The 20403-nt window shown below is 69.5% G+C and carries 22 protein-coding genes; 14 read left to right on the plus strand and 8 right to left on the minus strand.

Features of this window, described 5'->3' with window-relative positions; translation table 11 throughout:
- The first annotated feature begins 50 nt into the window (after nucleotides 1-50).
- Nucleotides 51-470 (plus strand): GFA family protein, encoded by a 420-nt coding sequence (locus DFR41_RS00160; RefSeq protein WP_114801301.1) that lies wholly within the window; start codon nucleotides 51-53, stop codon nucleotides 468-470.
- A 15-nt stretch (nucleotides 471-485) separates the two neighbouring features.
- Here the strand turns inward: DFR41_RS00160 and DFR41_RS00165 are convergent, their stop codons facing one another.
- Genes DFR41_RS00165 through DFR41_RS00180 form a run of 4 tightly spaced genes read right to left on the minus strand, consistent with a single transcriptional unit; the run spans nucleotide 486 to nucleotide 3605 of the window.
- Entirely contained in the window at nucleotides 486-1412 is a 927-nt protein-coding gene (locus tag DFR41_RS00165; protein WP_114801302.1) for an ROK family protein, read from the minus strand.
- 40 nt (nucleotides 1413-1452) lie between these two features.
- Nucleotides 1453-1647 carry a DUF2905 domain-containing protein gene (locus DFR41_RS00170; protein WP_017762137.1) on the minus strand — a complete coding sequence of 65 codons (195 nt, stop codon included), beginning with the start codon at nucleotides 1645-1647 and terminating at the stop codon, nucleotides 1453-1455.
- Between the two features lie 22 nt (nucleotides 1648-1669).
- Nucleotides 1670-2431 (minus strand): histidinol-phosphatase, encoded by a 762-nt coding sequence (gene hisN, locus DFR41_RS00175; RefSeq protein WP_017762138.1) that lies wholly within the window; start codon nucleotides 2429-2431, stop codon nucleotides 1670-1672.
- 43 nt (nucleotides 2432-2474) lie between these two features.
- Complete coding sequence (locus DFR41_RS00180) at nucleotides 2475-3605, minus strand: class I SAM-dependent methyltransferase (RefSeq protein WP_043115758.1); 1131 nt, start codon at nucleotides 3603-3605, stop codon at nucleotides 2475-2477.
- A 93-nt stretch (nucleotides 3606-3698) separates the two neighbouring features.
- Here DFR41_RS00180 and DFR41_RS00185 point away from each other — a divergent pair, with 93 nt between their 5' ends.
- Together DFR41_RS00185 and DFR41_RS00190 are read left to right on the plus strand one after the other, a co-directional pair.
- Nucleotides 3699-4475, plus strand: a complete 777-nt coding sequence (locus DFR41_RS00185; RefSeq protein ID WP_043115760.1) for an SDR family oxidoreductase — start codon at nucleotides 3699-3701, stop codon at nucleotides 4473-4475.
- Between the two features lie 160 nt (nucleotides 4476-4635).
- A complete protein-coding gene (locus DFR41_RS00190) occupies nucleotides 4636-5022 on the plus strand; it encodes a dihydroneopterin aldolase (protein ID WP_043115762.1) in 387 nt (128 codons plus the stop codon).
- Nucleotides 5023-5118: 96 nt separating this feature from the next.
- Here DFR41_RS00190 and DFR41_RS00195 read toward each other — a convergent pair whose 3' ends face one another.
- The 4 genes from DFR41_RS00195 to DFR41_RS00210 form a co-directional block, all read right to left on the minus strand.
- Nucleotides 5119-5703, minus strand: a complete 585-nt coding sequence (locus tag DFR41_RS00195) for a carboxymuconolactone decarboxylase family protein (protein WP_043115764.1) — start codon at nucleotides 5701-5703, stop codon at nucleotides 5119-5121.
- 5 nt (nucleotides 5704-5708) lie between these two features.
- Nucleotides 5709-6698 carry a Bug family tripartite tricarboxylate transporter substrate binding protein gene (locus tag DFR41_RS00200; protein WP_170159290.1) on the minus strand — a complete coding sequence of 330 codons (990 nt, stop codon included), beginning with the start codon at nucleotides 6696-6698 and terminating at the stop codon, nucleotides 5709-5711.
- A 64-nt stretch (nucleotides 6699-6762) separates the two neighbouring features.
- Nucleotides 6763-7533 carry an alpha/beta fold hydrolase gene (locus tag DFR41_RS00205; RefSeq protein WP_017760100.1) on the minus strand — a complete coding sequence of 257 codons (771 nt, stop codon included), beginning with the start codon at nucleotides 7531-7533 and terminating at the stop codon, nucleotides 6763-6765.
- Nucleotides 7530-8687, minus strand: coding sequence for an alpha/beta hydrolase family protein (locus tag DFR41_RS00210; protein ID WP_114801304.1), 1158 nt, complete (start codon nucleotides 8685-8687; stop codon nucleotides 7530-7532). The genes DFR41_RS00205 and DFR41_RS00210 overlap by 4 nt, the downstream gene beginning before the upstream one ends.
- A gap of 111 nt (nucleotides 8688-8798) precedes the next feature.
- On the opposite strand from DFR41_RS00210, the gene DFR41_RS00215 reads away from it, so the two are divergent.
- The 11 genes from DFR41_RS00215 (at nucleotide 8799) to mdoH (ending at nucleotide 20304) form a co-directional block, all read left to right on the plus strand.
- Complete coding sequence (locus DFR41_RS00215; RefSeq protein WP_017761282.1) at nucleotides 8799-9731, plus strand: LysR family transcriptional regulator; 933 nt, start codon at nucleotides 8799-8801, stop codon at nucleotides 9729-9731.
- A gap of 134 nt (nucleotides 9732-9865) precedes the next feature.
- Nucleotides 9866-10807: a tRNA 2-thiocytidine(32) synthetase TtcA gene (ttcA, locus tag DFR41_RS00220; RefSeq protein ID WP_017761283.1), complete on the plus strand. Its 942-nt coding sequence runs from the start codon at nucleotides 9866-9868 to the stop codon at nucleotides 10805-10807.
- Nucleotides 10808-10909: 102 nt separating this feature from the next.
- Nucleotides 10910-11632, plus strand: a complete 723-nt coding sequence (locus tag DFR41_RS00225) for a DUF4136 domain-containing protein (protein WP_114801305.1) — start codon at nucleotides 10910-10912, stop codon at nucleotides 11630-11632.
- A gap of 60 nt (nucleotides 11633-11692) precedes the next feature.
- The gene (locus tag DFR41_RS00230) at nucleotides 11693-12340 is read left to right on the plus strand and encodes a histidine phosphatase family protein (protein WP_114801306.1); all 648 of its coding nucleotides are present in this window, start codon (nucleotides 11693-11695) and stop codon (nucleotides 12338-12340) included.
- 54 nt (nucleotides 12341-12394) lie between these two features.
- The gene (locus tag DFR41_RS00235) at nucleotides 12395-12829 is read left to right on the plus strand and encodes a hypothetical protein (RefSeq protein ID WP_017758048.1); all 435 of its coding nucleotides are present in this window, start codon (nucleotides 12395-12397) and stop codon (nucleotides 12827-12829) included.
- 124 nt (nucleotides 12830-12953) lie between these two features.
- On the plus strand, nucleotides 12954-14321 hold the full coding sequence (gene miaB / locus DFR41_RS00240) for a tRNA (N6-isopentenyl adenosine(37)-C2)-methylthiotransferase MiaB (RefSeq protein WP_114801308.1): 1368 nt from the start codon (nucleotides 12954-12956) through the stop codon (nucleotides 14319-14321).
- Entirely contained in the window at nucleotides 14321-15748 is a 1428-nt protein-coding gene (locus tag DFR41_RS00245; RefSeq protein ID WP_114801309.1) for a sensor histidine kinase, read from the plus strand. The genes miaB and DFR41_RS00245 overlap by 1 nt, the downstream gene beginning before the upstream one ends.
- Before the next feature lie 20 nt (nucleotides 15749-15768).
- Nucleotides 15769-16440 (plus strand): hypothetical protein, encoded by a 672-nt coding sequence (locus DFR41_RS00250; RefSeq protein WP_114801310.1) that lies wholly within the window; start codon nucleotides 15769-15771, stop codon nucleotides 16438-16440.
- A gap of 41 nt (nucleotides 16441-16481) precedes the next feature.
- Nucleotides 16482-17900: a sigma 54-interacting transcriptional regulator gene (locus DFR41_RS00255; protein WP_114801311.1), complete on the plus strand. Its 1419-nt coding sequence runs from the start codon at nucleotides 16482-16484 to the stop codon at nucleotides 17898-17900.
- Nucleotides 17901-18081: 181 nt separating this feature from the next.
- The gene (locus DFR41_RS00260; RefSeq protein ID WP_114801312.1) at nucleotides 18082-18285 is read left to right on the plus strand and encodes a hypothetical protein; all 204 of its coding nucleotides are present in this window, start codon (nucleotides 18082-18084) and stop codon (nucleotides 18283-18285) included.
- 9 nt (nucleotides 18286-18294) lie between these two features.
- Nucleotides 18295-20304, plus strand: coding sequence for a glucans biosynthesis glucosyltransferase MdoH (mdoH, locus tag DFR41_RS00265; protein WP_114801313.1), 2010 nt, complete (start codon nucleotides 18295-18297; stop codon nucleotides 20302-20304).
- Nucleotides 20305-20403: the final 99 nt, after the last annotated feature.

Below are 20403 nucleotides of genomic sequence, written 5' to 3' on the forward strand. Positions count from 1 at the left end.
GCGCGGCGGCCGGCACCCGCCGTGCCGCGCAACACCACCAAGGAACACCCATGAAAGGCCAATGCCTCTGCGGCGCCGTGCGCGTCGACTCCCCGGATGCGCGCGAGATCGGCGCCTGCCACTGCGGCCACTGCCGCCGCTGGGGCGGCGGCGGGCCGATGCTGGCGGTGCATTGCGGCACCGGGCTGCGCGTCGAAGGCGAAGCGCTGGTGGGCGTCTACGCTTCGTCGGACTGGGCGGAGCGCGCCTTCTGCACCCGCTGCGGCACGCACCTGTATTACAAGCTGCTGCCCACAGGCGAGTTCTTCGTGCCGGCCGGCCTGTTCGACACGGACGACTTCGAGATCACGCAGCAGATCTACGTCGACAAGAAGCCGGTCTTCTACGACCTGGCCAACCAGACGCCCGAACTGACCGAGGCGCAGGTGCTGGCGCAGTTCGCCCCGCCAGGGGACGGCGGGGTCGATTGAGCGGCGGGCCGTGGTTCAGTCGACCAGCGCCAGTGCCGCGTAGTCGCCCACCTTGTCGCCCAGCCCCGCCGCGACCAGTGGCACGCCGTCGGTGAGCGCCGGCAGGCGGCCGTCCAGCTGCGACTGCAGGCGCGGCAGCAGGAAGTCGCGGTTGTGCCAGAACACGCTGCCCCCCAGGCTGATGCGCGACAGGTCCAGCGCGGCCACCAGGTTGTAGAGCAGACGGCCCATCACGCGGCACAGGGCGTCCACCGTGGCCAGGGCCTTCGCATCGCCCTGCTGTGCGGCGCCGAAGAGCGCCGCGGCGTCCACGCCGAAGCGCCGGGCGATGGCGTTGCCGGCCACCAGCGATTCGACGTCGCCACGGTTGCCGCAGCCGCACAGGGCGTCGTTGTCGTCGTCGCTGACGAAGAGGTGGCCGGCGTGGCCAGCGTTGCCGTTCTTGCCGCGCAGCGTGCGGCCGTCCACGCACAGACCCACGCCCACGCCCGTGCTCCAGGTGACGTAGGCGCAGTGGTCCTGGCCCTGCAACGCGCCCCAGCGGCGCTCGGCCTCCAGCGCGGCGACGGCGTCGTTCTCCACCCGCACGCGGCCGAAGCGCGCGGCCAGCGGCGCCTCGATGGGCGCGAAGGTCCAGTCGTTGGGCAGGCCGCGGTCGGGACCCGCCAGGCCGCCGCAGATGTTGGGCGTGGCCAGGGCAATGGCGCCCTCGCGCAGCACGAAGGGCCCAGCCGACGACACGCCCACCTGGTTCACCTGGGACACCGGCACGCCGGCCTCGGCGCAGGCGGCCTCGATGAGCTGCATCACCTGCCGGGCCACGGCCTCGTTGTCGCCGGTCTTGGCGGTGGGTGCGTTCTGCCGGGCGATCAGATCGGTACTGCCAGCTTTGGCCAGGCTCACCGCCACCTTGGTGCCGCCGATGTCGACGCAGGCTTTCATGCGCAGGATTTCCTTGGGTCGTGATGGATGGGAAAGAAGCTCAGAGAAGCCGGGCCACGCCGGCCGCAATCATGCTGAGCACCACGGTGCTGGCGACAGGCACTTGCCACACGCGGCCGAAGAGCCTGAACTCGAAATCGCCCGGCAGCCGGCCGAAGCCCAGCTTGCGCAGCCATCCCGTGAGGCCCTGCAGCAGCAGCAGGGCCAGCATGGTGACGAGCAGCCAGCGCAGCATGAGCGACGGAGTTGCGGCTCGCTCAGCCAGCCAGGGCCGCGAGGGCCTGCCGGTGCAGCTCGGGCGTGGCAGCGGCCACGACGCGGCCGTCGGAATGCAGGCCCAACGGCTGGCCCTCCCAGTCGGTGATCACGCCGCCCGCGGCTTCCACCAGGCCGGCGGGGCCCAGGTAGTCGTAGGGCTGCAGGCCGGCCTCGACCACCAGGTCGATGGTGCCGCCGGCCAGTTGCGCATAGCTGTAGCAGTCGCCGCCGAAGCGGCGCATGGCGCACTGGCGGCTCAGGCGGTCGAAGGCAGCCCAGTCCGCGGCCGAGAAGATGTCGGGCGAGGTGGTGAAGATGCGCGCATCGGCCAGCTGCGTGCAGTCGCGCACGCGCACCGGCTGGCCGTTTCGCATCGCCACGCCGTCCTGGCCCACCCAGCGCTCGCCAAGCACCGGCATGTCGACCAGGCCCAGCACCACACGGCCGCCTTCGAGGGCGCCGATCAGCGTGCCCCACAGCGGCGAGCCGGTGATGAAGCTGCGCGTGCCGTCGATCGGGTCTAGCACCCACACGCGGGCTGCGTCCAGGTTCTGCTGACCGTGTTCCTCGCCGTAGATGCCGTCCTGCGGCAGCGCCTGCGCCAGGATGTCGCGCATGGCCTGCTCGGCGGCGCGGTCGGCCAGCGTGACCGGGCTTTCGTCGGCCTTGGTGATGATGTCCAGCGGCTGGCGGAAATGCGCCATCGACTGGGCGGCGGCGGCGTCGGCCAGGGCGTGGGCGGTACGGAGCAGATCGTTCATGGGCGGACGGGGATGGCGCGTGGCGGTCGGTGAAATGAAGAAATCAGAGGGTGTGGCTGCGGTCGCCCTGGCGGAAGCCGAGCGCATCCCAGGCGTCGCCGGCGGCGAAGGCGAGCACCTTGAACAGCTCGCCCATCTCGTGCTCGTGGATCAGGCGGGCCGCCAGGGCGCGCTCGGCCAGCGGGGCGTCCATCATGCGCTCGGCCAGGCCGCAGTCGAGCAGGAAGCGCGCCTGGCTGGTGTAGCCCAGTACTTCCAGGCCGGCGTCCTGGCCGGCCAGCGCGACGCCGGTGAAATCGACGTGGGCGGTGATGTCCTTGTCGCCCACGGCCACGAGGGGGTTGTCGTCGGACCGGTGGGCCTGGTGGCACATCAGCGTGCCCATGTGGCGCTGCGGGTGGTAGTACTCGGCTTCGGGAAAGCCGTAGTCCAGGAAGTAGGCGGCCCCACGCTTCAGGCGCTCGGCCAGCGTGGCGATGAAGGCGCGGGCCTGGGGATGCACCTCGGTCAGGTAGTCCTGCGGGCCCTCGGGCTCGACGGGCGGGCGCAGGTCGGTCGAGCGGTCATCCCAGCCGAAGGTGCCGTCGGGTTGCACGGTCACGCCGCGCTCCAGCCACTGGCCGGCGCGCCGCACCAGCAGCTGGACGGGCATGGCGTCCAGCACCTCGTTGCCGACGACCACGCCCTCGATGCCATCGGGCAGCGCATCGACCCAGCGCACACGACCGGCCCAGGGCGCCAGGCGCTCCTGCTGCCGCGCGCGCAGGGCGCCCGAGAGGTCAACAATGGTGTAGCGCGCGACGCGCTCACCCAGGCTGTCCAGCAGCTGCGCGGCCAGCGCGCCGCTGCCGGCACCGAACTCCCAGACCTCGTCGGTACCGGTATGGTCGAAGGCGTCGGCCACGGCCACGGCCAGGCTCTGACCGAACAGCGGCGACAGCTCGGGCGCGGTCACGAAGTCGCTGCCCGACTGCGGCAGGTGGCCGAACTTGCGGCTGCCGTGCGCGTAGTAGCCCAGGCCGGGCGCGTAGAGGGCCAGCGCCATGAAGCGGTCGAAGGGCAGCCAGCCACCGTCCCGCTCGATGGCGCGCCGCACCAGCGCTGCACAGGCAGAAGATGCGGAAGAGGCGGTCGGTACACTGGGCGGGGTCGTCGGGGTGCTCACGGCGCCCATTCTCCCTGCAACGCGCGGGCGGTCCGGCGCTGGTGGACTTGCCGTCCTGCCGCGCCCACCAGGACGCCCGCTCCACTTTCATCGCCCCCATCCATGAGTGCCCTTCCCCCTGCCAGTGAACCGCGTACCGTGCTGGTGACCGGCGCCGGCCGCCGGCTCGGCCGCGAGATCGCCCTGGCCCTGGCCGCGGGCGGCTGGCAGGTGGCGGTGCACTACCGCAGCTCGCGCGAAGAGGCCCAGACCACCGCCGCCGACTGCGCCCGGCTCTCGGGTCGCGCCGCGATCATCAGCGCCGAGCTGGAGGACGAGGCGGCCGTGCGCGCCATGGTGCCGCAGGTGGTGGCCGAGTTCGGCCGGCTCGACGCCGTGGTGCACAGCGCCTCGCGCTTCGAGCACGACGATGCCGCCAGCTTTGGCTATGCCGCGATGGAGGCCCATCTGCGCAGCAACACCGGCGCCGCCATCCTGCTGGCCCAGGCCCTGCGCCAGCATCTGGACGAACGCGACGGCCACGGCGCCGTGGTCCACTTGCTGGACCAGAAGCTGTGGAACCCGAACCCCGACTTCCTGAGCTACACGCTGTCGAAGGCCGCACTGGAGGCCGCCACGCCGCTGCTGGCCCTGGCCCTGGCGCCGCGCGTGCGCGTCGTCGGCGTGGCGCCCGGCCTCACGCTCACCAGCCACATGCTGAGCGACGAGCGCTTCCAGCAACTGCACCGCCTGTCGCCGCTGGGCCGTTCGTCCACGCCGCAGGACGTGGCGGCCACGGTGCGCTTCGCGCTCGAGAACAACTCGATGACTGGCACCACGCTGCTGGTCGACGGCGGCCAGCACCTGATGCGCTTCGACCGCGACTTCTCCTGCATGTGAAACACCCCCAGGCTCCGCGCTTCGCGCTGCGCCTCCCCCCTCCAGGGGGCGCATCCAGCGGCCCGGCCAAGCCGGTTCCGCGGATGCTCTCGCGTGGCCTGCTCCGCGGCCATCTGCCCCCGGCAAGCACTTTGGCCGCAGACCTCCGGAACCACACTTCATGAATACCCAGTCCATGCCCCCTCTCCACGGCCAGCAGCGCCTGACGCTCACGGGCCTGCGCTTCGATGCCAACCTGGGCATCCTCGACAGCGAGAAGACCGCGCCGCAGCCGATCCGCGTCGATGCCGAACTCAACCTGGGCCCGCAGCCGCTGGCGCCGCAGGACGACGACATCTTCCATGTGCTCGACTACCGCAAGGTGCGAAAGATCATCATCGACGAGTGCACCGCGCACCACGTGAACCTGCTGGAAAGCCTGATCGGCCAGGTCGCCGCCCGGCTGATGCAGCTGCCCGGCGTGCTGGGCGTGCGCGTGAAGATCGCCAAGCTCGAAATCTTCGACGACTGCGAGGTCGCGATCCGCGTCGAGACCGGCCAGTGGTGAGATCGGGCGAAAGCCACTGAGCCGGCAAGACCCGCGCGCCCGAAACAGGAAGGTGGGCGGCCGGCAACGAACTTCGGCGGCCGCCTCCCGCTCACCTCATGCCCTGGCGATGGGCAATGAAGCGCCCGTGGCGGGCGCAGGTGTCCGGGCGGCGTTCATGACCATCGCCAGCAGGCTGTAGTAGCCGACGGTGCCGACCAGGTCCATGACACCCTGCTCTCCCCACAGGGCGACGGACGCAGCCCAGGTGGCGTCCTTCAGCGCCTTGTCCCGCAGGATCTCGGTGCAGACCTCGTAGACCACCTGCTCGTCCCGTGGCATTGCGGAGGGCGTTGCGTGGTGAGCGATGGCGTCGATCGTTGCCCTGTCGACGCCTTCGCTTTGCGCAATCGGGGCATGGATCGCCCACTCTGCGCCCTGGTCCCAGAAGCGCGCGGTGACCAGTATGGCCAGCTCGGTCAGCCGCTGTCCGATGGTGTTCCGGTAGCGCAGGTATTCGCCCATGCGCTGGCAGTGGCCCATGAGTTCCGGGCTTCGCAGAAGCGGGACAAAGGGAGAGATCAGCTTGCCGCGCGGGCCCGCGATGATCTCTTGCGCCTGCGCCCGCTGCGCGTCCGTCCATTGCGCCTCGGGAAGCGGCGGAAGCCGGTCTTCCCGCGGTTCGGTCTTGTGGGGTTCCATCGTGCTCATTCCGGCTGGATTCCGGCGCGCTTCGCGAGCATGCCGTAGCGGCTGATGTCGCTGTGCAGGAGCTCCCCGAGCTGAATCGGCTCGCCGCCCACCGGCACCAGGCCCTGCTGCGCCAGGACCTGACGCATGCCCGGATCACCGAGCGCGGCTCGCACGTCGGCATTCAGGGCGGCGATGACGGCGTCCGGGGTTCCGCGCGGGGCAAAGAGGCCGTACCACAGCGTCATCTCCAGCCCCTGCAGATCGCTTTCGGCAAAAGTAGGAACGTTCGGGAATTCCGCACTCCGGCGCTTGGCCGCGAATGCCAGGGCCCTCAGGCGACCCGCCTGCAACTGCGGCCCGACGCTGGGCGCCGAACCGATCAGGAACTGCACGTCTCCGGCCATCAATGCGGTGACGGCCTCTCCTGCGCCTTTGTAGGGAACATGGACCGCCTGCACGCCAGCGACATTGAGGAAGTTCTCGGCGGCCAGGTGAAAGGCGTTCCCCACACCAGGAGAGGCATAGGCCAGCTTGGCGGCCGGCCGCTTGGCCGCCGCGATGAAGTCGGCGAGCGTCTTGGCGGGGTTCGCCGCATTGACGACGAACAGCATGCCTTCGGCCGCACAGACTTCCACCACCGGCCGCAGGTCGCGTTCCGTATCGAACGGGAGTTTCTTGTAGATGCTGGGGTTGATGGCCAGGGAAGGACCATGCAGGAGCAGGGTATGACCATCCGGCGGCGCCTTGGCCACGATGTCGGCACCGATGTTTCCATTGGCGCCACCGCGGTTCTCCACGATGAAGGTCTTTGCCGTCCGCTGGCCCAGGACGTTGGCCAGGAGGCGGGCGACGATGTCGGGCGCACCGCCCGTACCGAAGGGAACGATGATGCGCGTCACCCGGTTGTCGCGCTCCTGCGCCAGCACCGGCGGCACGCCGCCCAGGCAGGCTGCGGCGGCCAGTGTGAAGAGGAAGGACTTTCTGCTGATTCCAGAGTTGGACATGATGTCTCCAATGGGGGTCTGCCATGCCTGGCGGGCCTCTTTCTGGGCCCGGTGGGCCGGTACTTCAAGGTTGCAGGAAGGCGTCCAGCGTCTCGGTGAACGTCGCCGCCTGCTCGACATGGCTCATGTGCGCGGCGTCGGCCATCAACCGGAACTCGGCCCCCGGGATGCCCGCGGCCAGCGCTTGCGAGACCGCCGGGGAAACCGCCATGTCCTTCTGCCCCGCGATGACGAGCGTCGGCATCTGCAACCGCACCAGCGACGCCACGTGGTCCAGGCCGCAGATGGCATGGACGGCCGCGATGTAGCCCGCCAGAGCGGTGTCGGCGACCATGCGGCCGATCCAGTCGCTCGCCGCGGGCGCCCGGTCCAGGAAGTCCGGCGTGAACCAGCGGTCCAGCGTCGGACGAACTTGCTGCGCCATGCCGCCGGCCTGTGCATCCGCCACCCGCTGCTGCCAGAGGGCGGTCACGGGCGCAGGCGTCACCGCGCCGCAATGTGCGAGCACCAATCGGCGGATCCGAGAGGGCGCCGCGAGCGCCATCGCCTGGGCCACCATGCCTCCGAACGACAGGCCTGCCACGGAAAACTCGTTCAGGCCGAGGGGTTCGAGTGCGCCCAGGACCGCAGCCGCGTAGTCATGCAACGCCGCCCCCGGCGGCAGCGGCGCAGAGCCGCCATGTCCGGGCAAATCCGGAACGATGACCCGAAAGCGGCGCGCCAGGATCGGAACCTGCAGGCACCACACCTCGGCGCGGGTCGCGATGGGATGCAGCAGGACGATGGCCGACGCGGACTCTGCGCCGAAGACCTCCAGCTTGAGCGACCCGGTCATCCCGCAACTCCCAGTTGCCCCGCCAGCCAGGAGACGATGGTGGGCAAGGTCTGCGGCGTCAGGCCCATGTGCCCGCCCGGAAACAGGCGCACATGCTTGGGATTGCCGTGTTCGGTCAGCAAGTGCAGATCCTCGATCGGGCATTGCTTGTCCTCGCGGCCGTTGACCAGCAGCAGCGGTGCGCTGCGGCGGTCGAGCAAGCCCTGGTCGAGCAGGGACAGGCGCTTGAAGAACGCCAGGTACTCGTCGTCGTTGCGGGCACCCAGCATGCGGCAGCGGGTCTCCACGAGCCCCATCAGGTAGCTGTCCGGGTAGCGCGATGCGCCGATCCAGTCGGGCTGGAACATGTAGTGCGCGCCGCCGCCCCAATTCACCGCGCCCCTCAGCCTGTCGGGGTAAAGCAGTGCCAACTTGGTGGCCCAGTAGCCGCCGAAGGAACGCCCCAGGCAGGCAAGGCGCTGACCGTCGAGGTCGGACTGGGTGTCGATCCAGTCGAACACCGTCGTGAACTGCCGCTCGGCGTCCTGCACACCCTTGACCGGCGACTCCCCCGTGCCGGCGTTGTCCATCGCGACCGTCGCTATACCCAAGGCGAGCAGGGCATCGCAGGCCTGGGTCATCTGCTCCTTCCAGGCATCGACCCCTCCCCACATGACCACCACAGGAGGACGTTCGACATTCGCGGGCCTGCGCAGCAGGGCGGTGATCGAGTCCCCCTCGCCCTCCCGGCCAGCGAACGGAATGCGCACCACCTGCACCGGTAGCGTCCAGAGGCGGGCGGCCCTCAGGTAGGTTTCCCGCTCGAGCTCGGCGCAGCGCAGCTTGGCCGGGTGATCCGGGCATGGGAACCGGCCCATGAAGTAGAGGCCGCTCGCCTTCATGAACAGTCGGCAGGCCTCGTCCCGCGACCCTGCCTGCTCGGCCCTTTCAGCGGATGCGCTGCAGGCGTCGCCGGCCTCGCGCCAATGAGCGGCCCACTCGGCGCCGCCGAGTCCGGGCAGGCGGTCGATCAGATCGACGCCCTCGTCCGGATCCAGCGCGTTCATCGGGTGGGTGCGAGAGCGTAGCCTCGTCTTCATCCAGACGCGCGCCTCGGCGAGCGTCTTGGGGCGTCCCTGGACATCGCCGTCCGGCGTCTGCTGGGCATCCTGCATGGGGTCTCCTGTTCAATCGGCGTTGTTCGCAACGGGACTGTGCCAGCGGGCGGCCATAAACAAAAACTGTTCTTTTGGATTCAAACTATTTGCCTGACCTATAGTTTGCGGATGCGCATCAACCGGCTGGATCTCAATCTCCTTGCATGTCTGGATGCATTGCTGGCGCACCGCAACGTCAGTCGGGCGGCCAAGCAGATGCACCTGAGCCAGCCTGCGACCAGTGCCGCGCTGGCAAGGCTGCGGGACTACTTCCAGGACCCATTGCTGCTGCGGGAAGGGCGGCATTACGCGCTGACGCCGTTTGCTGAATCCCTGATCGATCCTGTGCGGGACATCCTGTCGCGCGCCCAGGCGCTGACGCAGTTGCGGCCCGAGACGGACCCGCTGCGCATGGAGCGGAACATCACGATCGTGGCGTCGGACTATGTGTTCAGTACCGTCCTGGTGCCGCTGTTCCGGATGGCCGAGACGACCGCGCCTCGGCTCACGTTCGCGGTCCGGCCGGTCTCGGGATACGACTCGCCCGAACTGGAGAACCAGCATGTCGACCTGGTGCTGCTGGGCGCCTCCGCCGTCGCCAGCCATCACCCCAGCGAGCTGCTGCTCTCGGACTCGTTCTGCTGCATCGCGTGGGCCGAGAACCCCCTGATCGGCCGGACCCTTTCGCTCAAGGCCTTCCAGAAGATGGGGCACGTCGTGCCGCTCCTCGGCGACGGCCGATTGCCGACCCTGGATCAGGTCGCTTATGAGATGCAGGGCGTCGTGCGGCGCATCGCGATGCGCGTCCCGACCTTTTCGGCCGTGGCGGAATGCGTGGTCGGGACTTCGCACATCGCCACCATTCCGAAATCCTTCGCCAAGGGCTTGTTGAAGACGCTGCCGCTGCGGATGATGACCTGCCCGATCCACATCCCGCCCGTGCGCATCGCGATGCAGTGGCACCGGCACCAGGCGGACGACCCGGTGCTGCGCTGGGTGAGGCGCAACCTGCAGGATGTGGCGGTACAGCAGGGATTCCTCCGGCCGCACTCTCCGTCGTGAACATCGCTGGCGTGGTCGCGCAGAAATCGTCCGCGATAGTCAGCGCCCGAGGCATCCCTGCGCACCGCCGTTTCACGGCGCCGAAGGCCCGCGCTGTCCATGAGGATGTGGCGTCCCGGGCAAAATCGCGGCCCATGAACGCCGTCTGGACCGAACCCGAAGCCCCTGCAGCCGCCGCCCCTAGCCACCAGGCGGCCGCGAAGATCGAGCGCGAGACGCACAAGCTCGAAAAGCGCCTGTGCCGTGAAGTCGGCCGCGCCATCACCGACTACAACATGATCGAAGAGGGCGACAAGGTCATGGTGTGCCTCTCGGGCGGCAAGGACAGCTACGGCATGCTGGACATCCTGCTCAAGCTCAAGGCCCGCGCGCCGGTGAACTTCGAGCTGATCGCCGTCAACCTCGACCAGAAGCAGCCCGGCTTTCCGGAAGACGTGCTGCCGGCCTATCTGAAGCAGGTGGGCGTGCCCTTCCACATCGAGGAACAGGACACCTACAGCATCGTCAAGCGCGTGGTGCCCGAGGGGAAGACCACCTGCGGCCTGTGCTCGCGGCTGCGCCGGGGCATCCTCTACCGCGTGGCCGACGAGCTGGGCGCCACCAAGATCGCGCTGGGGCACCATCGCGACGACATCCTGGCGACCTTCTTCCTCAACATGTTCTTCGCCGCGAAGCTCAAGGCCATGCCGCCCAAGCTGGTGAGCGACGATGGCCGACATGTGGTGATCCGACCGCTGGCCTACGTGGCCGAGAAGGACCTGGTGCGCTGGGCCCAACACCGCGAATTCCCGATCATTCCCTGCAACCTGTGCGGCAGCCAGGAGAACCTGCAGCGCCAGGTGGTCGGCGACATGCTGCGCGACTGGGAACGCAAGCATCCCGGCCGGCTGGAGAACATGCTGCACAGCCTTCAGAGCGTCGCGCCCTCGCACCTGATGGACGGAACCCTGCACGACTTCAAGGGTCTGAAGCCGACTGGCGTGGCCAGCGACGACGGCGACCGGGCCTTCGATCCGCCCGAACTGCCGCCTGTGCCCGCCATGCCCTCGGCGGTGCAGGTGGTGAGCCTGGGCTGACGCGCACGCCCCGCCGAGTTCCAGCCACGACGCGCGGCCGCGCGTCCAGCCGATACGACAACAACACAGGGGCCGGCCAACGGCCCCAGGGGTGACGACGACATGCAACGTGCAGTGCGATTCCTCGGCCTGGCGGCCATGGCGGCGGTGGCCGCCGGCCTGGCGGGCTGTGCCACCTCCTACGTGGTGGACAACAACGTCCAGAGCTACGCCAAGGCCCCCATCCCGCCGGGCGCCACCTACCGCTTCGAGCGACTGCCCTCGCAGCAGGCGAACGACGCCGCCCAGACCGACCTCGAAAGCCTGGCCGAACCCTCCCTCGCCGCCGCCGGGCTGCGGCGCGACGACGCCAACGCGCGCTATGCCGTGCAGGTGAGCGCCCGCTCGCAGCTGGAGCTGTCGCCCTGGGCCGACCCGTGGTTCGACGGCCCGGGCTGGGGGCCCGGCTGGGGTCCGCGATGGGGGGTGGGCCTTGGCTACGGCCGCCCCGGCTGGTACGGCGGCGGCTGGTGGGGCCCGGGCGCCTTGCCACCCAACCAGACCTGGTACGGCCGCGAGGTCTCGATCGTGATGCGCTCGCTGCCCGACCGGCAGGTGGTCTACGAAACCCATGCCCGCAACGACGGCCCCTACCCGGACACCCGCCGCATCCTGCCGGTGATGTTCCATGCGGCGCTGCAGGGCTTTCCCAATCCGCCGCAGGCCGTGCGGCGAGTGGACGTGACCGTCGAGACCAAGCCGCAGACCATCACGCCGGCTGCGTCCGCACCTCAAGCGGGCACGCCTGCGCCATCGGCGCAGCCTGCGGCGCCGGCCCGCCCCTGACGCCGCGGGGCCCGCCCGCCGCGTTCCGCCCGCCTGCGCGTTCTGGGTGACACTCGGCCGATGGACCTCACCCGCCTGATCGCCGTCCGCCACGGCGAGACACTCTGGAACGTCGACACCCGCATCCAGGGCCAGCTCGACATCCCGCTCAACGACGAAGGCCAGTGGCAGGCGCAGCAGGTGGGCCGCGCGCTGGCCGAGGAGCCCATCGCTGCCATCTATGCGAGCGACCTGGCCCGCGCCTGGCAGACGGCCAGCGCCATTGCCGAGGCCCACCCCGACGCACCCGCCCTGATCGCCGAGCCGCGGCTGCGCGAACGCGGCTTCGGCATCTTCGAGGGCCGCACCTTCGCCGAGATCGAGGCCGAACTGCCCGAGCAGGCCCTCAAGTGGCGCAAGCGCGTGCCCGACTTCGCGCCCGAGGGCGGCGAGAACCTGCTGGTCTTCCGCGACCGCATCGTGGCCGTCGCCGCCGAACTGGCGGCACGCCATCCCGGCGAACTGGTGGTGCTGGTCGCCCACGGCGGCGTGATGGACGTGCTCTACCGCGCCGCCACCGGGCAGGAGCTTCAGGCGCCTCGCACCTGGGAGCTGCGCAACGCGGCCATCAACCGTCTGCTGTGGACGCCCGAGGGCTTCTCCCTGGTGGGCTGGGCCGACACCGGCCACCTGAGCCGCGACCTGGCGCGGGACGAGACCAGCACCTGAGCGCAGACGCCCCGCCACCTAGAATCCGCGCTCGCCAGCCTCTGGATGAACCCCATGAACCGCTGCAGCCTCCCACATTTCCTGCTTGCCGCCGCCCTGAGCTGTCTGGGCACCGCGGCCCTTCTCTCGCCCCTGCCTGCGCAGGCCCAGACCCAGAACGAAGCCGCCGTCGGCGGCCGCAACTTCCCCGACGGCACATTGCGCGGTCGCCTGCGCATGCTCGACTTTCCGCAGGCCGACCTCGACGGCCGGCTGGAAGTGCTGGCCCCCGGCACCCGCATCCGCAATGCCCAGAACATGGTCGTGACCGGCAGCACGCTGCTGGGCCAGGACCTGGCGGTGAACTACCTGCGCGATGCCGCCGGGCAGGTGCAGCAGATCTGGATCCTCTCGCCCGACGAGGCCGCCACCGACCGCGCGTCGGCCAGCGGCAAGCCACTGCTCAACATCTGGCCCTTCGTCACCCGCGCTGACAACGAAGGCAGTTGAGCGCCGCCCGTCGCTGCCCCTGCCCCGGGGGCATACGCACGGCAGGTTGACCGAACCGCCCCACGCATTCCATTGATCCCGCCGCCGGTGCCACTCGCCGGCCGCCTTGAAAGAAAGCCCCGCCATGTCCCGCAAAGTCTTCATCAAGACCTTCGGCTGCCAGATGAACGAGTACGACTCGGACAAGATGGCCGACGTCCTCGCCGCCGCCGACGGCTACGAGCCCACCCAGAACGTCGACGAAGCCGACCTGATCCTCTTCAACACCTGTTCCGTGCGCGAGAAGGCGCAGGAGAAGGTGTTCTCCGACCTCGGCCGCGTGCAGCACCTGAAGGCCAAGGGCGTGAAGATCGGCGTCGGCGGCTGCGTCGCCAGCCAGGAAGGCGAGGCCATCATCGCCCGTGCACCCTACGTGGACGTGGTCTTCGGCCCGCAGACCCTGCACCGCCTGCCCGAGATGCTGGCCCGCCGCGAGGCCGAACGCCGCCCGCAGGTGGACATCTCCTTCCCCGAGATCGAGAAGTTCGACCACCTGCCGCCCGCACGCGTCGAGGGCGCGACGGCCTACGTGTCGATCATGGAAGGCTGCTCCAAGTACTGCAGCTATTGCGTGGTGCCCTATACCCGCGGCGAGGAGGTCAACCGCCCGCTGGACGACGTGCTCGTCGAAGTGGCCGGTCTGGCCGAGCAGGGCGTGCGCGAAGTCACCCTGCTGGGCCAGAACGTGAACGCCTACCGGGGCAGGATGGGCGACACCAGCGAAATCGCCGACTTCGCCACGCTGATCGAGTACATCGCCGAGATTCCTGGCATCGAGCGCATCCGCTACACGACCAGCCACCCCAACGAGTTCACGCCGCGTCTGATCGAGACCTATGCCAAGGTGCCGCAACTGGTGAGCCACCTGCACCTGCCGGTGCAGCACGGCAGCGACCGCATCCTGATGGCGATGAAGCGCGGCTACACCGCCATGGAATACAAGAGCACGATCCGCAAGCTGCGCGCCATCCGGCCGCAGCTGGCGCTGTCCAGCGACTTCATCGTCGGCTTCCCGGGCGAGACCGAGGAGGACTTCGCGAAGATGATGAAGCTGATCGAGGACGTGGGCTTCGACGCCAGCTTCAGCTTCATCTTCAGCCCGCGGCCGGGCACACCCGCCGCTACGCTGCACGACGACACGCCGCACGAGGTCAAGCTCGCGCGCCTGCAGCATCTGCAGAAGACCATCGACGACAACGTGCGCCGGCTGTCCGAGGCACTGGTCGGCACCACGCAGCGGCTGCTGGTGGAAGGCCCCTCCAAGAAGAACCCGGCCGAGCTGATGGGCCGTACCGACTGCTTCCGTGTCGTCAACTTCGAGGCACCCGCCCGGCTGGTGGGCCAGATGGTGGACGTGAAGATCACCCGCGCCCTGTCGCACACCCTGCGTGGCGAGATCGTGACGCGCGAGCATGACGGTGCCGGTGCCGCGCGTGCCGCGCAGACCGCCTGATGGCGGCCAGCCGGCCGCGCGCACGCGGCTCCTTCCAGCAGTTGATGCTGGCCGCCTTCCTGGTGGTCACGGCGCTGGTGGTGGGGGTGGCGCTGCGCGCCGTCTTCCAGTACGACCAGCTCATCACGCAAAGCCGCGAGGCGGCGCGGCGCGCGCTGCTGCTCTCGGGCGCCGCCCAGTCGCTGGCGGAGCGCAGCGCCGCCATGGAACGCTCGGGCCGCCAGTCGCTGGTGCTCAACGACGCCGTGCTGCGCCGCCGCTTCGCCGACGCGCAAAAGGACGCACAGAACGTGGTGCAGCGACTGGTCGACAACGGGCTGCTGCCCCAATCGGCGCAGCTGTGGCGCGCGCAGATGGCCACCATCGAGGAACTGATGAACGGCGCGCCCGAGACGGCCCTGGCCCGCGAGGGCTCGATGGCGTTGCAGTTCCGCGAGCTGGATGCGCTCAACACACAGCTCGCCCAGCAGGCGCAGATGCTGATCGAGGCGCAGAACAATGCCCTGGCCGACCGGCTGGAAGCCGCGCGGCGCCGGCTGACGCTGCAGGTGGTGGCGGCCAGCGGGCTGGCGGCGGCCCTGGCGCTGGCCTTCGGCATCTGGCTGGCGCGGCCTTTCAAACGGCTGGAGCGCGCCATCGTGCGCCTGGGCGAGAACCGGCTGGATGAGCCCATCGACATCCGGGGCCCTGCCGACGTGCGGCGCGTGTCGCAGCAGTTGGACTGGCTGCGCCTGCGGCTGATGGAACTGGACGCCGACAAGGCGCGCTTCCTGCGCCATGTGTCGCACGAGCTCAAGACGCCGCTGGCCGCGCTGCGCGAGGGCGTGTCGTTGTTGGAAGACGGCGTGACCGGCGAGCTCAATCCGGCCCAGCGCGAGGTGGCGCAGATCCTGCAACAGAACGCCGTGTCGCTCCAAAGCCAGATCGAGGCGCTGCTGCGCTTCAACGCCGCGGCCTTCGAGGCCCGCCAGCTCAAGCGCGAGCGCTGCAACCTGGTCAAGCTGGTGCAGGAGCAGATCGACGCCCAGCGGCTGCAGTGGCAGTCGCACGGCCTCACCGTGCGCGTGGAGGGCGAGCCGGTGACGGTGATGGCCGATCCGGCCAAGCTGGGCACGGCGGTGGCCAACCTGCTGTCCAACGCGATCCGCTTCTCGGCCCGCGGCGGCACCATCGCGCTGGCGGTCTCCAGCACCGGCGACACCGCCAGCATCGAGATCAGCGACGCCGGCCCCGGCATCGCGCCGGACGACCGCGACCGGGTGTTCGAGCCCTTCTTCCGCGGCGAGCGCCAGCCGGAGCACACGGTCAAAGGCACAGGCATCGGCCTGTCCATCGTGCAGGAGTACATTGCAGCCCATGGTGGCCGCATTGCGCTGCTGCCCACCGGCCCCGGCGCGCGATTCCGCATCGACCTGCCGCGCGGCTGACCTCCCCCGACCCCACGCCCATGACGACCTTGTCCGTCCGCAGCCCTCTCCTTGCCGTTGCCCTGGTCCTGGCCGGGGTGCTGGCAGGCTGCGCCACCCCAGCGCCCACGCCGAGCGTGCCGGCCCCTGCGCCGGCCACCACGGCCAACCCACCCGTGCCGGCCACCCGGCCGGCCGTCCAGCCGGTGGAAGTGCAACCCGTCGCCCCAGCCACCCAGATGCAGCCGGCCGGCAACGGCATGGCGGCCAATGGCTACGGCAGTGCGAGCAGCGAAGCGCTGTCCCGGATGCTGGCCTACGCCGACCGGGCCCGCAGCCTGCAGTCCGGCGAAGCGGCCGCGGAGATCGCCCGCATCGGCGACCCAGGCGACTCGGCCCCCCTGCAGATGCAGCTGGCCCTGGTGCTGGCGCAGACCCGCAATCCTCCCGATCTGGCGCGTGCCACGGCCCTGATGCAGCGCGTCGCCGGCAGCACGCAGGCCGAGGCCCAGCCGCTGCAGCCGCTGGCCCGGGTGCTTGCGGCCCGTTACCAGGAACAACGCCGCGTCGAGGACGACCGCGACCGGCAGGTGGCGCAGCTCAAGGAGGCGCAGCGCCGCATCGACCATCTCAACGACCGCATCGAGGCGCTGCGCGCCATCGAGCGCAGCTTCGGCCGCCCGTCCAACGGCGCGGCGCGCCCCTCGCCCTGACCCCTCCGGCACGGCCGCACCCACCCGACCCAGGCAAGCCCATGAGCGATACCGCCAAAGCCGCCGCCACCGGCGCCCGTATCCTGGTCGTGGACGACGATGCCGACATGCTGCGGCTGCTGTCGCTGCGCCTGGCCGCAGCGGGCTACCAGGTGACGGCGGTCACTTCGGCCGAATCGGCGCTGACCCAACTGGAGATCGAGCATCCGCGGCTGGTGCTCAGCGACGTGCGCCTCCCTGGGCGCGACGGGCTGCAGCTGTTCGACGAGATCCGCAAACGCCATCCAACGCTGCCGGTGATCCTGCTCACGGCGCACGGCACCATTCCCGACGCGGTGGAGGCGACATCCCGGGGCGTCTTCACCTACCTCACCAAGCCCTATGACGCGCGGGAGCTGCTCGACAAGATCGGGCAGGCGATGGCCCTGGGCGCACCAGCCGCCACGCCGGCCGCGGGCGGCGACGAGAGCTGGCGCGCGGAGATCGTCAGCCGATCCAGCCGCATGGCCGAGGTGCTGGCCGAAGCGCGCATGGTGGCCAAGTCCGACGCCAGCGTGCTGCTGCGCGGCGACTCCGGCACTGGCAAGGAGGTACTGGCCCGCGCCATCCACAAGGCCAGCGACCGGGCGCGCAAGCCCTTCGTGGCCGTCAACTGCGGCGCCATTCCCGAGGCGCTGCTCGAATCCGAGCTGTTCGGCCACGTCAAAGGCGCCTTCACCGACGCCCACGCCAACCACAAGGGCCTGTTCCAGCAGGCCGATGGCGGCACGCTGATGCTGGACGAAATCGGCGACATGCCGCCCGCCCTGCAGGTCAAGCTGCTGCGCGTGCTGCAGGAGCGCGCGGTGCGCCCGGTGGGCGCCACCCAGGCCATCGCGGTGGATGTGCGCATCATCTCGGCGACCCACCGCGACCTGGAGGCGGCCATGGCTGCAGCCCAGTTCCGCGAGGACCTCTACTACCGCCTCAACGTCGTCACGCTCACACTGCCACCGCTGTCGGCCCGGCGCGAGGACATCCCGCTGCTGGCCAACCACTTCCTGCAGCGGCTGGCCGGCAAGTACGGCAAACGGCTTTCGGGTTTCGCCCCCGAGGCGCTCAAGGCCCTGACCACCGCCCCCTGGCCAGGCAACATCCGCCAGCTCTACAACGTGGTGGAGCAGGTGTGCGCGCTGTCCAGCTCGCCGCTCATTCCGCTGGCGCTGGTGCAGCGGGCGCTTCGAGTGCCGACCGTGGAAGTGCAGACCTACGCCGAGGCCAAACAGCGCTTCGAGCGCGACTACCTGGTCGGACTGCTCAAGCTGACGGACGGCAACGTGGCCGATGCCGCGCGCTTGGCCGACCGCAACCGCACCGAGTTCTATCGGTTGCTTCAGAAGCACGAGCTCACGCCAGGCCACTTCAAGAACGACGGTGTCGCTGGCGCTTCGGAGCCTGTCGCCGACGAGCGACAGGGCTAAGTCGTTGATTTGAAAAGGATTGACCGCCACCCCTCGGCGAGTTGTCGGGCTGTGGCGACAGATTCGGGGCTTTTACGGCCGTGACGGCCGAAAACGCCAAGAATCGGCCGAGAAAATCGCTGTAACTCGCTGATTTTCAAGAACTAAGTTGTGCTGGCATGGGGATTGCCCTATAGCCTGCATGACCCTCCTCACCACCCCCCCTGTCATCCTGCGTCCGCAGCGTGACGCCCTGCGTCGCAAGACCGCGCAGACGGCGCGCGCCCGCTCGGCGCGGAGCCAGGCCCATGCGCCGGCGCTCGCCGCCAGCGCCAGCGCGGACTGCGTCTTCAAGCGCCTCCCCGCCATCGGTGAGACCCCCATTTCGAATTTCCAGCACTGGTAAGGCCTCGCCATGAAACCGAACGAGTTTTCGCACCTGAAGGTCCTGACGCCCGAGCAGTTCCAGCCGCGCCGCCCTGCGGCCCGCGAGGAACGCCATCCCAATGCCGTCACTGCGCCGCCGATCAACCGCGGTTCCATGACGCCCCGTCCGTGGCGCGGTTTCTGGAACAGCATCGGCACCGCCCTCCTGCTCAAGATGGGCGCGGGTCGTGCCACCGCGGCCGCCCAGCCTGCCGGTCCGGTCCAGCCCTGGGAGCGCGCCGCCAAGCGCCGTCGCCTGACCTTCACGATGCTGGCCCTGTTCAGCACCGTGCTGGCCTCGGCCCTGTTTGCCCAGGTGCAGCCCGACTACGACAACGCCTTCCTGGAATACGGCCAGATCGCACTGTATGGCCTGCTATCCGGCTGGGTGGTCACCGGCTTCGTGACCGCGCTGATGGGTTTCTACGTGTCTGTGCGTGGCGACAAGTACGCGCTGTCGGCCAAACAGGTTGCCGACCATCCGATGAACCCGGAGGCCCGCACCGCCATCATCATGCCGATCTGCAATGAGGACGTGGCCACGGTGTTCGCCGGCCTGCGCGCCACCTGCGAATCGGTGGCCAACACCGGCCATGCGCAGCAGTTCGACGTGTTCGTGCTGTCCGACAGCTACAACCCCGAGATCGCCAAGGCCGAACGTGCCGCGTGGGAAGAACTGCGCGCCGCCCTGGCCCAGTCCTTCGCCGACAGCCCGAACAAGCCGCAGGTCGAGGTGTACTACCGCCTGCGCACCCGCCGCACGCACCGCAAGGCCGGCAATGTGGCCGACTTCTGCCGCCGCTGGGGCAAGGACTACCGCTACATGGTCGTGCTCGATGCCGACAGCGTCATGAGCGGCGACTGCCTGACCAGCATGGTCAAGCTGATGGAAGCCAATCCCACCGCCGGGATCATCCAGACCGCCACGCAGGCCATCGGACACGTGACGCTGCATGCGCGCGCGCAGCAGTTCGCCAGCCGTGTGACCGGCCGCCTGTTCACCCTGGGCATGCAGTTCTGGCAGCTGGGCGAATCGCACTACTGGGGCCACAACGCCATCATCCGCGTCGCGCCCTTCATGGAGCACTGCGCCCTGGCCCCGATCAAGGGCACGGGCGGCATGTCCGGCGGCATCATGAGCCACGACTTCGTCGAGGCCGCCCTGATGCGCCGCGCCGGCTACCACGTCTGGCTGGTGTCCGACCTGGTCGGCAGCTACGAGCAGCAACCGCCGGACCTGCTGGCCGAGTTGCAGCGTGACCGCCGCTGGTGCCAGGGCAACCTGCAGAACGCCCGCCTGATGGCCGAGCCCGGCATCCACCCCGTGCACCGCGCCATGTTCGTGACCGGCACGATGGCGTATGTGTCCGCCCCGATGTGGCTGGCCTTCATGACCCTGGGCACCGCCCTGTGGCTGACCGGCTCGCGCCTGGTCCAGGACTGGGCCGTGCTGCCCATGGAGCTGGCCGGCCTGTGGATCTGGACGCTGTGCCTGCTGTTCCTGCCCCGCATCCTGGGCGTGGCCGCGGTGTTCATGCGCGGTGAGCAGAAGAACTTCGGCGGTGCGTTCAGCCTGTTCAAGAGCGCCGCGCTGGAAAGCGTCATGGCCATCGTGCAGGCACCCGTGCGCATGCTGGCCCACTCGCTGTTCGTGATCGTCGCCCTGACCGGCCTCAAGCTGGAGTGGAAGTCGCCCCCGCGGGAAGCGGCCGCCGTGCCGTGGAGCGAGGCTTTCAACCGCCTGGCGCCGATGAGTGGTCTGGTGGCTGTGCTGGCCTGCGGCGTGGCCCTGATCGATGCGAGCGCGCTGGTGTGGCTCATGCCCGTCGGCCTGCCGCTGCTGCTGGCCATTCCCATGGCTGTGCTGACCAGCCGCATCGATGTCGGCGGTGTGATGCGCGAGCGTCACTACCTGCTGATCCCTGAGGAGTCCCGCTCGCCCGCCGTGCTGCGCCGCGCGTGGGCCCACGCGGACCGGCTGGCCCTGAAGGCCGCCTGAGTCCGGCGCCTCGCCAAAACAAAACGCCCGCGAAATTCGCGGGCGTTTTTTTGGGAGAGCGGTGCGCGTCTTACCGAAGGATCGATGGGTCGAAGGGCT

The sequence above is a fragment of the Pseudacidovorax intermedius genome (assembly GCF_003350475.1).
Taxonomy (GTDB): Bacteria; Pseudomonadota; Gammaproteobacteria; order Burkholderiales; family Burkholderiaceae_C; genus Xenophilus; species Xenophilus intermedius.